Consider the following 14070-nt stretch of genomic DNA (forward strand, 5'->3'; position numbering starts at 1 on the left):
TGCCGCGCACCACTGTCCGGGGAGGGCACTCGTGCACACCTTGTCCGCGGCGTTCCGCGCCGGTCTCACCATCCTCGCCGTCGTGTGCCTCCTCGGTGGCGCGCTGGTCGCGGACCTCGTCAGCGCATCCGGAGCGGCCGCCGCCGGTCCCGCGGATCCGTGCGCCACCCTCAACGCCAACCGGGTCCGCTTCAACGTGGACGGCGCGGCACGGGTCACCTTCGCCGTCGCCGCCGACCGGAACAGCTCGTACGTCACCATCACCCAGTGCGCCCGCACGGCGACCGGGTACGCGAAGCAGTGGGCGACGGACGGCTGGGCCGGCGTCAACGGCTTCTCGGCCCCGAACGCCGCCTGGGAGGACACGTTCCGGTCCCCCACCGGATCGTTCACGATGACGGAGGCGCTCGGTCGGGCGAACCCCGGCACCCGGCTCGCCTACCACACCGTCAAGCCGACGAGCCGGTGGGGCGGCGAACGGGGAGCGACCTACAACCAGTACTTCGAGGGCACCGGCGGAGAGTCCGACGAGAACCTGTGGACCTTCATGAACGAGGGCTACTACGAGCAGGCCGCGGTGATCAACTGGAACCGCCGCCCCGACATGGACACCCGGCAGGGCGCGTCCTTCGCCATCTTCTTCCACGCCGGCTGGACGAAATCGGCCGGCTGCATCTCGACCCACCTGTGGGCGGTCACCCGACTGCTGCAGAGCGCGGTGCCGGGTGACCGGATCGTCATGGGCGCCGCGTCGGACCTCTTCGGCACCACGACCGCCGGCGACGGCGCGGCCCGGTATCTCGTGCCGACGACGACGGCGGCGATCCGCAGCGCGGGCGACCTGCTCGCCGTCGACGCCGGCGGCGTGCTCTGGAACTACCCGGCGCAGGGCAACGGCACGCTGGCGGTGCGCCGGTCGCTGGGCACCGGGTGGCAGAACGTGCGCTCGTTCCACCTGGTCGACTGGGACGGGGACGGCCGCTTCGACGTCGTCGCGCTGTTCCGCGACGGCACCCTGTCCGTGTATCCCGGCACGGCGTCCGGCGGAATCGGTTCCGGCCGGGTGCTGGCACGGGGGTGGACGGGCCGTACCGTCGTCGCCGGCCGGTGGGGCTCCTCCCGCGCCGTCCTGGCCCGGGACGACGCCACCGGCGTGATGACGGCGTACCCGGTCGCCGTGGGCGGTGGCCTGGCGGCCGGCCACCGGATCGGCAGCGGCTGGCAGGGGCTCGGCCTGACCCTCGTGGACTGGGACGGCGACGGGCGTGCCGACGTGCTGGCGCGGCACGCGGACGGCCGGCTGGTGCTGTACCGGGGGACGGCGGCGGGCGGCTTCGTGTCCGAACCACGGCGGGTCATCGGCACCGGGTGGCAGGGCATCACCGCGATCACCCCGGTCTACGCGTTCGCAGGAACCGGCACCCGCGGCGTGCTCGGCCGCTGGGGCAACGGGACCCTGTCCTCGTTCCCGGCGACCGGGGGCCGCTCGACCGTCGGCCACGGCTGGTCGGCCTATCACCTGGCCGGCTGAGCGAGCAGACGCCACCGATCGGAGGGCCCGCGGCGCGTGATCACGGCCACCCATGGAATGCCTGACGGCGACCCCTCGTTGGCACGAGGGAGAAGCCCGTCATCTGCGAATCGGAGGAACCGTGACCGTCCCCGCCTTGTTCGAACCCATCACGCTGCGCGACCTGACCCTGGCCCACCGCGGATGGGTGGCGCCCATGTGCCAGTACTCCTGCGACCCCGTCGCCGCACCCGGCGTTCCCACCGACTGGCACCTGGCCCACCTGGGCGCCTTCGCCCTCGGCCGCGCCGCGCTGATCATCACCGAGGCGAGCGCCGTCAACCCCGAGGGGCGGATCTCTCCGCAGGACGCCGGCATCTGGAACGACGAGCAGGCCGACGCATGGCGCCGCATCGTCGACTTCGTCCACACGCAGGGCATCGACACGAAGATCGGCATCCAGCTCGCCCACGCGGGCCGCAAGGCGTCCACCTACGCCCCGTTCGCGGGTCAGCACGGCTCCGTGCCCGAGTCCGAGCACGGCTGGGCCACGCTCGCCCCGACCGACGCCCCGTTCGACGGGTATGCCGCCCCGACCGCGATGACCGAGGAGCAGATCCTCGCCGTCGTCGACGACTTCGCCGCCGCGGCCCGCCGCGCCGTCGCCGCAGGTTTCGACACCGTCGAACTGCACGCCGCGCACGGCTACCTGCTGCACGAGTTCCTCAGCCCGATGGTCAACGACCGCACGGACGGCTGGGGCGGCGACGACGACGGCCGCATGCGGCTGCCGCTGGCCGTGATCGACGCCGTCCGCGCTGCCATCCCCGACGGCATGCCCCTGCTGATGCGCATCTCGGCAACCGACTGGGAGGACATCGAGGCGGACCTGACGTTCTCGTCCCGGTTCGTCACCCTCGCCCACGAGCACGGCGTCGACCTCGTCGACGTCAGCTCCGCCGGCAACCTCGGCGCCCCGAAGGTGCGCGGCGGCGCCGGCTACCAGACCGGGTTCGCGGAGCGGATCCGGCGGGACACCAAGGTGCCCACCTCGACCGTCGGCATGATCACCGACGCCGTGCAGGCCGAGCACATCCTGCTCTCCGGCCAGGCGGACGTCATCACCGTGGCCCGCGCGGCGCTGGCCGACCCCCGCTGGTGGCTGCGCGCCGCCTATCGGCTCGGCTACGACCTGCCGTGGGTGCCCCAGTACGAGCGCGTCTCCCCGTCCCGGGTCTACTGATCCCGGCCTCCACCCTCGGTGACTGGTCACTACCTGTCGGTTTCCCGGCGCAACCCGCCGCGGAACCGTCATCGAGTGACCAGTCAGCGAGGGCGGGACGATCGCCGGCGCCGGCTCAGCGGGAGCTGATCCGCTGGAACTTCCGCACGCAGAGCGGGACGAAGACGGCGAGCAGCACCGCGGAGCCGATCAACACCGTGGGCACCGGATGCTGCATCGGCCAGGCGTCCGGCACCGGCGCGGAACCGAGATTGCCGAACAGCTGGCGGGCCGCCTGCACGAGCGCCGACACCGGGTTCCAGTTCGCGAAGAACTCGAGCGGTCCGGGCAGCGACTGCGACTGGACGAACGCGTTGGAGATGAACGTCAGCGGGAACAAGATCATGAACGAGGCGTTGTTGATCGCCTCGGGCGACCGCACGGACATCCCGATGAGCGCCATCACCCAGCTGAACGCGTAGCCGAACACCAGCAGCAGGGCGACCCCGCCGAGGAACGACCACACCGACGTCGTGAAGCGCCAGCCGACGAGGAACCCGGTGAGGATCATGATCACCATCGAGATGCCGTTGAGCACCAGGTCGCCGTTGGTGCGGCCGATCAGCACGGCGGCCGGACTCATCGGCAGCGTGCGGAACCGGTCGATGATGCCTTCCTTGAGGTCCTGCGCCATCGCCGAACCGGAGAACGTCGCGCCGAACACGATGGTCTGCCCGAAGATGCCTGCCATCAGGAACTGCGTGTAGTCGGTCCCCTGCACCCGGATCGAGCCGCCGTACACCTGGCTGAACAGCAGCACGAACATGATCGGCTGCAGCACGGCGAAGATCAGCATGTCCGGCGTGCGGCGGATCTTCAGCAGGTTCCGCCACGTGACGGTCCACCCGTCGGCGAGCAGCGTCGGAAGGCCCCCGGTGACCGTGGGGGTCAACGTGCCCGCCGCGGTGGTCGTGATCGCGCTCATCATCGCTCCGCTCCGGCCCGGTGCCGGGCCCGTTCCCGCTGGTGATCCGGTGCACCGGTGCCGTCCGGTGACCCGTCGACCGTGGCGCCCTCCCCCGCCCGACGGCGCGGCCGAGAGCCGTCACCGTTCGACGACGCCGGGCCGGCGATGCCGGTCGTGGCGCCCGCGACGGCTCCGCCGCGAGCGCGACGGGTGTCGTCCGGCTCGCTCCCGTCCGAGCCGGCACGATCCGCGTCGGCACGGTCGGGTCCGGCGCCGTCCGGAGACGACGTCCCGGCCCCACCCCGGCGACGACGCCGACGCCCGTCGCCGTCCTGCTCGTCCTCGTCCTCCGCCTCCTCGGCCACATGGCCGGTCAGCTTGAGGAAGACGTCGTCGAGCGTGGGGCGGCGGATCCCGGCGTCGTGCACCCGCACCCCCGCGGCGTCCAGGTCCGCGAGCACCCGCTGCAGGGCGACCGGACCGTGCTCGACAGCGACGTCCACCTGCCGCCCCGCCGGGTCGACGCGCGGCTCACCGCTGCCGTGCCGCGCCATGATGGCCCGCACGACGGCCATGTCCGCCGGGTCGACCAGCGTCGCGGCCACGCGGTGCCCGCCGACCTGCGCCTTCAGCTCGTCGGCCGTCCCCTCGGCGATCACGCGGCCGGCGTCGATCACCGAGATCGCGTCCGCCAGCTGGTCGGCCTCCTCGAGGTACTGCGTCGTCAGCAGCACGGTCGTGCCACCGCCGACCAGGTCCCGGATGACGTCCCACAGACCGAGCCGGCTGCGAGGGTCCAGGCCCGTGGTCGGCTCGTCGAGGAACAGGACCTGCGGGTTGATGACGAGCGCCCCGGCCAGGTCGATGCGACGCCGCATGCCGCCGGAGAATCCCTTGACCGGCCGGTCGCCCGCCTCGGCCAGGCCGAACACGTCGATCAGCTCCCGTGCGCGGGCCCGTGCCTGCGTGCGGCCCAGGTGGTAGAGCCGCCCCACCATCTCGAGGTTCTCCAGGCCCGTGAGGTTCTCGTCGACGGCGGAGTACTGACCGGAGACGCCGATGATGCTGCGGATCTGCTGCGGGTGCGCCATGACGTCGATGCCGTCGATGGTCGCGGATCCGGCGTCGGGCCGGATCAGGGTCGTGAGCACCTTGACGACGGTGGTCTTGCCGGCGCCGTTGGGGCCGAGCAGGCCGCGCACGGTGCCCTGCGCCACGGTCAGATCCACGCCGGTGAGGGCGTGGACGGGGCCGGAGCGGGAGGAATAGGTCTTGGTGATGCCGCGGGTCTCGATCGTGGCCATGGCGTCCTCGGTGATCGTCGCCGGGCGGATCACGCCCGAACGGTTTGTCGCAGGAGTTGTGGCAATCCTAGGGACGACAGACGCCGTGTGTACAGCGTTCACATAAGCGCGCGGGTGCCCTGCGGACAGGTGTGGTCCGCGGCCGGACAGACGTGTCCGGTCAGGCGCCCTTCTTCTTCGTCGAGTTCGCCGTGGCCTTCGCGCGCGAGCCGGAGCGCGAGCCGGAACCCGACGACGCGGCCGCCTTCTTCTCCTCCCCGCCACCGCGCTTGCGGTCGATGCTCCGCTTGAGCGCCTCCATCAGGTCGACGACGTCGCCGCCCTCGTCGGAGTCCTCCTCGTCGCCCTTGCCGAACGTGGTCGCCGTGTCGAAGGCGTCGCCCTGTTCGAGCTTCTCGTCGATGAGGTGCTGCAGCTCCGTCTGGTAGTCGTCCTCGAACTCCTCGGGATGGAAGTCGCCGCTGAACTGCTCGACCAGCGCGGCGGACATCTTCAACTCCTGCGGGGAGATCTTCGCCTTGCTCGTCACGGCGGGGAAGTCGACGTCGCGCACCTCGTCGGCCCAGAGCATGCCCTGCAGCACCATCACCTTGCCGCGCGTCCGCAGCGCGCCGAGCCGGGTCTTCTGCCGGAGCGAGAACTTCACGATGGCCGTCTGGTCCGCCTTCTCGAGCGTCTCGCGCAGCAGGAGGTAGGACTTCGGGGACTTGCCCACCGGCTCGAGGAAGTACGGCTTCTCGAACATGATCGGGTCGACCTGGTCGTTCGGCACGAACTGCACGACGTCGATCTCGTTGTGCTCCGCCGCCGGCAGGGACTTGAGGTCCTCGTCGGTGACGACGACGGTGCGGTCCCCGTCGTCGTACGCCTTGTCGATGTGCTGGTACTCGACCTTCTCGCCGCACACCTCGCAGCGGCGTTCGTACCGGATGCGGCCACCGTCGGCGTCGTGCACCTGGTGGAACCTCACGTCGTGGTCCTCGGTGGCGCCGTAGAGCTTGACCGGCACGTTCACCAGTCCGAACGTGATGGCGCCGGTCCAGATCGGTCTCATGGGCATCATTGAAACACCACGACGTTCACGTCGTACAGCAACGGTTGACGCCGTACAGGACGCGGCATGGGGAACGACACGGGAACGGCCGCGGCGAGAGCCGTGACAGGACCGAGGGGAGGCACGATGGCGGCAGGCCAGCAGACGGTCGAGATCGGCGGACGCCGACTGCGGGTGAGCAACCTGGACAAGGTGCTCTACCCCGCGACCGGCACGACGAAGGCCGAGGTGCTGCACTACTACGCGCAGGTGGCGCACGTGCTCATCCCGCAGACCGCCTGGCGGCCGGTGACCCGCAAGCGCTGGGTGAACGGCGTCGGAACCGCCGCCGAACCCGGCCAGGTGTTCTTCCGCAAGGACCTGGAGGACGCCGCCCCCGCGTGGATCCCGCGCGGGAAGATCGAGCACCGCACGAGCGCCAACGTCTACCCGCTGGCGAACGAGCCGGCGGTGCTGGCCTGGTTCGGCCAGCTCGCCGCCCTGGAGATCCACACCCCGCAGTGGCGGTTCGACGCCCGGTACCGCCCGCAGCACCCGGACCGGATGGTGCTGGACCTCGACCCCGGTCCCGGTGCCGGGCTCGCCGAGTGCGCGGAGGTCGCGCGCCTGTGCCGGCAGATCCTGACCGCGATGGACCTGGACGCCGTGCCGGTGACGTCCGGGTCCAAGGGCATCCACCTCTACGCCGAGCTCCCCGGGACGGCGACGTCGGAGCAGGTCAGCCAGGTGGCCCACGAACTGGCCCGGGCGCTGGAGGCGGACCACCCGGACCTCGTCGTCAGCGACATGAAGAAGACGCTGCGGGCCGGCAAGGTGCTCGTGGACTGGAGCCAGAACAACGCCAACAAGACCACGGTGTGCCCCTACTCCCTGCGCGGCCGCGAGCACCCCACGGTCGCCGCCCCGCGCACGTGGGAGGAACTCGACGACCCGGGCCTGGCCCACCTGGACCTGGACGTGGTGCTCGAGCGCGTGGCCGACGGACTCGACCCGATCGCCGCGCAGGGCTGGGTCGGCTCACTGACGACGGAGAACGAGCACTCGGGCAGGCCCTCCACCGCGAAGGCGGATGACGAGGACGACGCCGGCGCCGACCTGCTGGCCACCTATCGGGCCAAGCGGGACGCGGCGAAGACCCCGGAACCGGTCCCGGAGACGCCCGCGCACGGCAAGCACGAGCAGCCCTCGGCCGGCTCCGACGCGGACAATCCGCCCACCTTCGTCATCCAGGAGCACCACGCCCGGCGACTGCACTGGGACTTCCGGCTCGAGCACGCCGGGGTCCTCGTCTCGTGGGCGGTGCCGAAGGGACCGCCGCTGAGCACGAGCGAGAACCGGCTGGCCGTCCAGACCGAGGACCACCCGCTCGAGTACGGCACGTTCGCAGGCAGTATTCCGAAAGGTGAGTACGGCGGCGGCGAGGTCACCATCTGGGACCACGGCACGTACGAGCTGGAGAAGTGGCGCGACGGCAAGGAGGTGATCGCCACCGTCACCGGCCAGCCCGACGGCGGGCTCGGTGGGGTGCCGCGCCGCTTCGCGTTCATCCACGCGACCGGGATGGGCGGGGACGCCAAGAACTGGCTGCTGCACCTGATGAAGGAACAGCCGGGCGAGGACGGCGGCGACGAGGCACAGCCGTCCAGGCGCGCCGCCGAGCCCGCCGTCGTCGACGGCATCGCCCCCATGCTCGCGACCGCCGGCGCGGTCGAGGACCTGCGCGGGGCGGACTGGGCGTTCGAGATGAAGTGGGACGGCGTCCGGGTGATCGCCACGGTGACCGGTGACGGCGTCACCCTGAACGCCCGGCACGGCGCCGACATCACCGCCACCTACCCCGAGCTCGCCGACCTGGCCGATCGGATCGACCCGGACGTCCTCGCCGCCGGTCCCGTCGTCCTCGACGGTGAGGTGGTGGCCCTCGGCCCCGGCAACCGGCCCGACTTCGGCCGCCTGCAGAACCGGATGGGCCTGACCAGGCCGCGCGACGTGACCGCCGCGATGCGCCGCACCCCCGTGCACGTCATGCTCTTCGACGTCCTGCACCTGGGCGGCCGGTCCCTGCTGCGCACGCCGTACGAGAAGCGGCGGAGGCTCCTGGCCGACGCCGTGCGCGAGGGCGGCCACGTGCACGTGCCGGACGCCTTCGACGGCGACGTCGAGGAAGCGGTCGAGGCGAGCCAGGACCTGAAGCTCGAGGGCGTCGTCGCCAAGAAGCTCTCCAGCGTCTACCAGCCGGGCCAGCGCGCCCGCACGTGGATCAAGCTGAAGAACCAGACGCACCAGGAGGTCGTCGTCATCGGTTGGCGGGCCGGCAAGGGCGGACGGACCGGCGGCATCGGCTCCGTGCTCGTCGCCGTGCCCGACGAGGACGGCGTGCTGCGGTACGCCGGACGGGTCGGCAGCGGCCTGACCGACGAGACCCTCACCGGCATGGCCCGGGACTTCGCGTCCGCGACCCGGAAGACGCCGGCCGCCGAGGGCGTGCCGGCCGCCGACGCACGGGACGCGACCTGGGTCCGCGCCGATCGGGTCGCCGAGGTGAGCTTCGGCGAGCTGACCCGCGACCACCGGCTGCGCCACCCGGTGTGGCGGGGGTGGCGGCCCGACAAGAGCGCGGACGAGGTGCGCTGGGAACCATCCTGACCCGCGTCGTGGCCGGCCGGAGCGGCCCTCACCGGGCACGATGGAGCGCGTGCATCCTCCCGCCGACGCTCCTGCCGACGTCGTCGTCGCCGTCAATCCGACCGCCGCCTTCGGGCGCCACGGCGACGTGGGGACCCGCGTGGCCCGCCGCCTCGAGGAGGCCGGGCACCGGGTCACGACCCTGGTGCGCGACGACTACCCGACCCTGCTCGCCGCGGCCCGCGACGCCGTCGCCGGGCTCGCGCGGCGCGGAGGCCCCGACGACGGGCTCACCACCCTGGTGGTCGTCGGCGGGGACGGCATGGTCAACCTCGCCGCGAACGCGACCGCCGGCACGGGGGTGCCGATCGGCCTGATCCCCACCGGGACGGGCAACGACTTCGCCCGCACGCTCGGCATCCCGCACGGGGACCCCGACGCCGCCGCCGACCTCCTGCTCTCCGCGCTGGCGAGCGCGGGCCCGGCCGGCGGCCCGGCGACCGTGGACGCGGCTCGGATCTCCTCGGCCGGCGGCGAGCGCTGGTTCGCCTGCTCCCTCTCGGCCGGGTTCGACGCACGGGTCAACGAACGCGCCAACCGGATGCGGTGGCCGTCGGGCCGCTCCCGCTACGTCGTCGCGCTGCTCGCCGAGCTGACACGCCTGCGGCCGGCCGCCTACGCCCTCGAACTGGACGGCAAGCCGTGGGAGACACCCGCGGTCCTCGTCAGCATCGGCAACGGCGTGAGCCTCGGTGGGGGCATGAGGATCACGCCGGACGCGCAGCTGGACGACGGCCTGCTCGACGTCATGGTCGTCGCACCGCTCGGTCGGCTCGCGCTGCTGCGCATCTTCCCCCGCGTCTTCTCGGGCACGCACGTCACCGACCCGCGGGTCACCATCCGCCGGGCGTCTCGGGTCCGGATCGACGCACAGAACATCGTCGCCTTCGCCGACGGGGAGCGGATCGGCCCCCTGCCCGTCGAGGTCACCGTCGTCCCCGGAGCCCTGAGGGTGTGGACGTAGGCCTGAACGAACCTCGCTGCGTCAGTGCGTCAGGCCGGAGACCAGGTTGATGGTCGTGGCCAGGACGATGGCGCTGAGCAGGTAGGAGAGCAGCCCGTGCCGCAGGACGGTGCCCCGCACGGTGTCGGTCTTCAGGGCGGTGTCGGAGACCTGGAAGGCCATGCCGACGGTGAAGGCGAGGTAGGCGAAGTCCGCGTACCTCGGGGGCTTCGTCTGGTTGAAGTCGACGCCGTCGTGGTCCTGGTAGAAGAGCGACGCGTACCGCAGGGTGAAGAGCGTGTGGACGAGGAACCAGGACAGCGCGATACTGCCCAGGGCCAGCGCCACGATCAGGCTCCTGGTGTTGCCGTCGGCGTGGGAGGCGTCGACGAGGATGAGCCCGACGCCGGCGAAGCTCGCGATCGTCGCGGTGAGCACCAGGGCGTCCGAGGACCCTCGACCGGGATCCTCCCGCCGCGCGTGCGCCGCCGTCGCGGCCGCGTCGAGCCGTCCGACCACCGCCCACACCCAGATCAGGTAGGTGGCCGACGCCGCTGCCCAGCCGAGCACCGGGGCGTACACGCCGTTTCCGAGGACGGTGACCAGCACGGCCACGACCACGCCGACGACGACCATCACGAGCAGCCGGAGCCGCGAGTGATGGCGGGGTGAATCGAATCGTCCGGCGCGCGCCGCGACCGGGGGTGAACCGCTCATGGGGGCGATGATGACACAGCCGCCTGCGGCCGGACCGGACGACGCGACGGGCCCGGAGAAGGGCACGAACCCGTCCGGACCGCTCAGGCCGGGACGACCGGCCGCGCGGTGAGGATCGGCGCGGTGATCAGGTCCCGGTCGTAGCAGACCACGGCGTCGTTCTCGAGCAGCCGCTCGCGCTCGACGACGTCGCCCGTGCGCCGCGACCGGACGTGGCGGTGGATGACGTTGTGCCGCCGCACCTGGGGCCGGCCGGAGCGCGGATCGACCGCCTCGTAGAAGTAGCTCTCGTCCTCACGTACGTGGTAGGTCAGCGGCCACGGGCTCTCGGACCGCAGTTCACCGCGCAGGTACTCCTCGTCCGTGCGCACGCGGAACTGGAACACCTGGTCCGTGGGGTTGTGCACGCGGTAGTCGAGGAAGTTCCAGATGATCGATGTGCCCGTGCCGAACGGGATCTGGCGCCGGAAGTCGGGGAACAGGTCGAGGCCGCCGTGGTGGTGGTGCTCGACGATCGTCAGCGGCGAGTGCAGCGTCATCCAGTGCAGCAGGTTGGTGAACTGGCACATGCCCCCGCCGATGCCCACGTCCGCCCGGTCGCCCGAGATCACGACGCCGGGCCGGTACCCGCGGCCCTCCGTCGGCCGCCCCACCAGCCGCCAGAAGGAGAAGGTCTCTCCCGGTCGGATGAGGATGCCGTCGACGAGCGGCCACGTGAGCCCGAGCGAGACGGCCTTGCCGTCCTGCAGGTGCGTGTCCACGTTGCCGAGGCGCCGGCGGATCAGGGAGTTGTGCGCGTAGACCTTCGTCGGCAGGTCCTCCGTGGACCGGGCCGCGGCGAACCGCTCCCGCCCGACGGCGTCCCGCAGCCGCCGCTGCAGGCACTGCCGTTCCACGGCGATCCGGTAGGTCAGTGGTGAGAGCTCGCTGAAGAGCCGTCGTGCCATGTCGATCCCCCTCGACGTGCCATCCGGGCACGTCATCGCGCCCTTCGGGACGCACGGTACCCGAGAACCGCGCGATGCGCACGGGTCGGCCCGGGGGCCCCGTTCGGGCCGGGAAAAAGCACGGGGACGAGCCGCGGGATCAGTGCAGCAGGGGCAGCCAGGCGAGGGCGACGGCGACCCCGAGCGCCGTCCCGGCCACCACCTGCGCACGGGTGTGCACCCGCAGCCGGACCCGGGACCACGCGACGGCCAGGGGCACGGCGATCATCGCCCACCACGGCCCGCCCAGCCAGCCCGCGAGCGTCACCGACACCGACGCGGCGACGGCGGCGTGCGCCGAGATCTTCCACCGCAGGTTGACCACGAGCACGACGATCAGGCCCGTGGCGATGCCGCCCATGACGACGTACAGGGCGCCCGGCGAGCGCAGCAGGACGAGCAGGGCCATGCCGACACCGCCCGAGACCAGCGTCCCGACGTACACGGGCGTCCGCTCGGTCCGTTCGGGCACGTAGTGCCCGCTCAGCCGGCCGCGGCGGGTGAGGACGACGATCACCGTCATGGGCAGCGCGATGGTGAAGCCGATCGCGACGACGGCGGCGAGGACGGAACGGGCCGTCACGCCGTGCGCGAGGGCCGCGATCGCCATCAGGAGGGAGGCGAGTACCGGCGGGGCGAGGACCTCGGAGACCGCCCGCGCGAGCCGGTATCCGGTGCCCGTCCCGGGAGTGGGCGGGACGTCGACCCGGGACCGTGGCGTCCGGGGCACGTCAGGCCGCCGGTCCGGCCTCGTCGGGGCTCGTGGCGAACTCGAGATGAAGGCGTTCACCCAGCGGGCTCGCGGGTCCGCGTCCACGAGCAGCGCCTTGACCAGCAGCGTCGCGGGCAGCGCGACGAGCGCCCCGATCCACCCCAGCACCCAGTACCAGAACATGAGCGAGAGGAACGACATCGCCGGCGTCACGCCCACGGACTCGCCCGTGAACTTGGGCTGGATGATCGACTGGATGACGAAGTTGAGCACGCTGTAGGCGATGACGACGGCGAGCGCGGACACCCAGCCGCCGTCGAGCAGCGCGAGCAGGGCCGGGGGCACGAGGCCGATCACGAACCCGATGTTGGGGATGTAGTTGGTCAGGAAGGCGAGAACGCCCCACGCCCAGATCAGCGGCACCCCGATGAGGGACAGGGCGATGACGTCGAGCACGGCGACGATGAGGCCGAAGACGGTCGTCACCAGCCAGTAGCGGCGGACACCGACGGCGAAGGCCCGCAGTGCGGTCGTGATGTGCGGGCGACTGCCGGCGACGAGGCCGAGCCGGTCCGGCAGGGACATCGAGTCCAGCGTCAGGAAGAAGACGGCGAGGATGAGCGTGGCGACGGCCCCGGTGACGGCCGTGACGTTGGAGAGCACCGGCGTCAGCAGGCTCATCACGCTGCCCGCATTGACCCCGCGGAGCGTCTCCTGGATCACCGCGGTGCTGATCCCGAGCCCGTCGAGCCAGGTGAGGGCCTGCTTCCACAGGGACAGGAAGGCGTCGTTGTGCGCGGGCAGCTCGACCACGAGCTGGCTGACGGCCCATCCGGCGAGCAGGAAGAACCCGAGGATGATCCCGACGACGATCAGCAGCGAGACGGTCGCCGCGAGGATCCGGTGGACGAACCGCTCGAGCCACTGCTGCAGCGGGTAGACGACGATCAGCAGGTTCAGGCCGAGGAAGACGGGGGCGACGACGTCCTTGGCCGCCTGCACGAACAGCAGGACGACGAGCAGCCCGGCGAGCCCGAGCACGACGGTGAGGAAGCGCGGGGTGCGGCGGTGCGGGCCCCCTTCCCGGTCGGCGCGGTGCGCCGGCGGATCCGCTCGCTCCGGCTGGCTCACTCCGTCTCCTCCAGCGGCTGGATCAGTGTGGGATCCTCGGGGTCGACGGTCCGGGTGCTGTTGACCTTCCGGTCGACGGGGTAGTGGGTCACCGTGGACGCCACCGCGGAGGACGTGTGCTCGAGCAGCTGGACGAGCTCGTCGGCGGCCTTCCCCTCGACCGGCTCGGGGTCGAGCCAGCGCTCCCAGGTCTCGGGGGCGAGGAAGACGGGCATCCGGTCGTGCACCTCACCGGACGCGTCGCGGGCCTCGCGGGTGATGATGGCGAAGCTGATGGCCCAGTCGTCGCCGTCCTTGCGGGCGGCGCCGACGGCCGCCGCGGCGAGCAGGCCGGACGCGCCGTCCGGGCCGTGCAGATAGAAGGGCTGCTTGCCGTCGTCGCGCTGCTCCCACTCGAAGTAGCCGCTCATCGGCACGATGGCACGGGCCCCGGCGAACGCTCGCTTGAACAGCCCGTTGGTGGCGACCGTCTCGAGGCGCGCGTTGATCGGCGCACGGCCGCCGGGCTTGCCCCATCCGGGCACGAAGCCCCAGCTGGCGGGCTCGAGCTCGCGCTTGAGCTCACCGTCCCGGCCGCGGTGCTCCCGGACGAGCGGGGCGACCATGGTCGGCGCCATGCTGAAGGTGGGCCGCCAGTCCTGGGCCCGGCCCCCGTCGGCCACGAAGGCCTGGATCAGGTCGTCGACGTCCTTGTCCATCGCGAAGCGTCCGCACATGACCCCATTGTGCATTCCGCGTGGCGCCCAGCCGTGGACAGGCCGTGGACAGCGCACGTCCACCCCGGACGGGACCGGTCCGGGGCGGACGTGCGCTGTCTGTCCTGCTGCGCGCGGGCGCGT

Annotated in this window: 11 protein-coding genes; 4 read left to right on the forward strand and 7 right to left on the reverse strand. The window is 71.9% G+C overall.

The genetic code is table 11. The features are described 5' to 3' along the window. Positions 1–31: 31 nt before the first annotated feature. Together V6N00_RS16025 and V6N00_RS16030 are read left to right on the forward strand one after the other, a co-directional pair. Complete coding sequence (locus tag V6N00_RS16025; protein WP_334233921.1) at positions 32–1531, forward strand: hypothetical protein; 1500 nt, start codon at positions 32–34, stop codon at positions 1529–1531. A gap of 121 nt (positions 1532–1652) precedes the next feature. After that, on the forward strand, positions 1653–2753 hold the full coding sequence (locus V6N00_RS16030; protein ID WP_334233923.1) for an NADH:flavin oxidoreductase/NADH oxidase: 1101 nt from the start codon (positions 1653–1655) through the stop codon (positions 2751–2753). Positions 2754–2868: 115 nt separating this feature from the next. Here the strand turns inward: V6N00_RS16030 and V6N00_RS16035 are convergent, their stop codons facing one another. The 3 genes from V6N00_RS16035 to ku all read right to left on the reverse strand — a co-directional run bounded on the left by V6N00_RS16035 (position 2869) and on the right by ku (position 6057). Then, positions 2869–3717 carry an ABC transporter permease gene (locus tag V6N00_RS16035; RefSeq protein ID WP_334233925.1) on the reverse strand — a complete coding sequence of 283 codons (849 nt, stop codon included), beginning with the start codon at positions 3715–3717 and terminating at the stop codon, positions 2869–2871. Next, on the reverse strand, positions 3717–5036 hold the full coding sequence (locus V6N00_RS16040) for an ATP-binding cassette domain-containing protein (protein ID WP_334233927.1): 1320 nt from the start codon (positions 5034–5036) through the stop codon (positions 3717–3719). The genes V6N00_RS16035 and V6N00_RS16040 overlap by 1 nt, the downstream gene beginning before the upstream one ends. Before the next feature lie 127 nt (positions 5037–5163). Further along, on the reverse strand, positions 5164–6057 hold the full coding sequence (gene ku, locus V6N00_RS16045; RefSeq protein WP_334233929.1) for a non-homologous end joining protein Ku: 894 nt from the start codon (positions 6055–6057) through the stop codon (positions 5164–5166). 126 nt (positions 6058–6183) lie between these two features. Between ku and V6N00_RS16050 the strand changes: the two genes are divergently transcribed. Both V6N00_RS16050 and V6N00_RS16055 read left to right on the forward strand, forming a co-directional pair. Continuing rightward, positions 6184–8703, forward strand: coding sequence for an ATP-dependent DNA ligase (locus V6N00_RS16050; protein WP_334233931.1), 2520 nt, complete (start codon positions 6184–6186; stop codon positions 8701–8703). 40 nt (positions 8704–8743) lie between these two features. Then, on the forward strand, positions 8744–9706 hold the full coding sequence (locus V6N00_RS16055; protein WP_416385103.1) for a diacylglycerol/lipid kinase family protein: 963 nt from the start codon (positions 8744–8746) through the stop codon (positions 9704–9706). Between the two features lie 21 nt (positions 9707–9727). Here the strand turns inward: V6N00_RS16055 and V6N00_RS16060 are convergent, their stop codons facing one another. The 4 genes from V6N00_RS16060 to V6N00_RS16075 form a co-directional block, all read right to left on the reverse strand. Continuing rightward, positions 9728–10402, reverse strand: a complete 675-nt coding sequence (locus V6N00_RS16060) for a DUF1345 domain-containing protein (RefSeq protein ID WP_334233935.1) — start codon at positions 10400–10402, stop codon at positions 9728–9730. An 83-nt stretch (positions 10403–10485) separates the two neighbouring features. Beyond that, the gene (locus V6N00_RS16065; RefSeq protein WP_334233937.1) at positions 10486–11349 is read right to left on the reverse strand and encodes a VanW family protein; all 864 of its coding nucleotides are present in this window, start codon (positions 11347–11349) and stop codon (positions 10486–10488) included. Positions 11350–11488: 139 nt separating this feature from the next. Next, positions 11489–13231, reverse strand: coding sequence for an AI-2E family transporter (locus V6N00_RS16070; protein ID WP_334233939.1), 1743 nt, complete (start codon positions 13229–13231; stop codon positions 11489–11491). Continuing rightward, positions 13228–13947, reverse strand: coding sequence for an SOS response-associated peptidase (locus V6N00_RS16075; protein WP_334233940.1), 720 nt, complete (start codon positions 13945–13947; stop codon positions 13228–13230). The genes V6N00_RS16070 and V6N00_RS16075 overlap by 4 nt, the downstream gene beginning before the upstream one ends. Between the last annotated feature and the right edge of the window lie 123 nt (positions 13948–14070).

The organism is Tersicoccus mangrovi (assembly GCF_036881825.1).
GTDB classification, from domain to species: domain Bacteria; phylum Actinomycetota; class Actinomycetes; order Actinomycetales; family Micrococcaceae; genus Tersicoccus; species Tersicoccus mangrovi.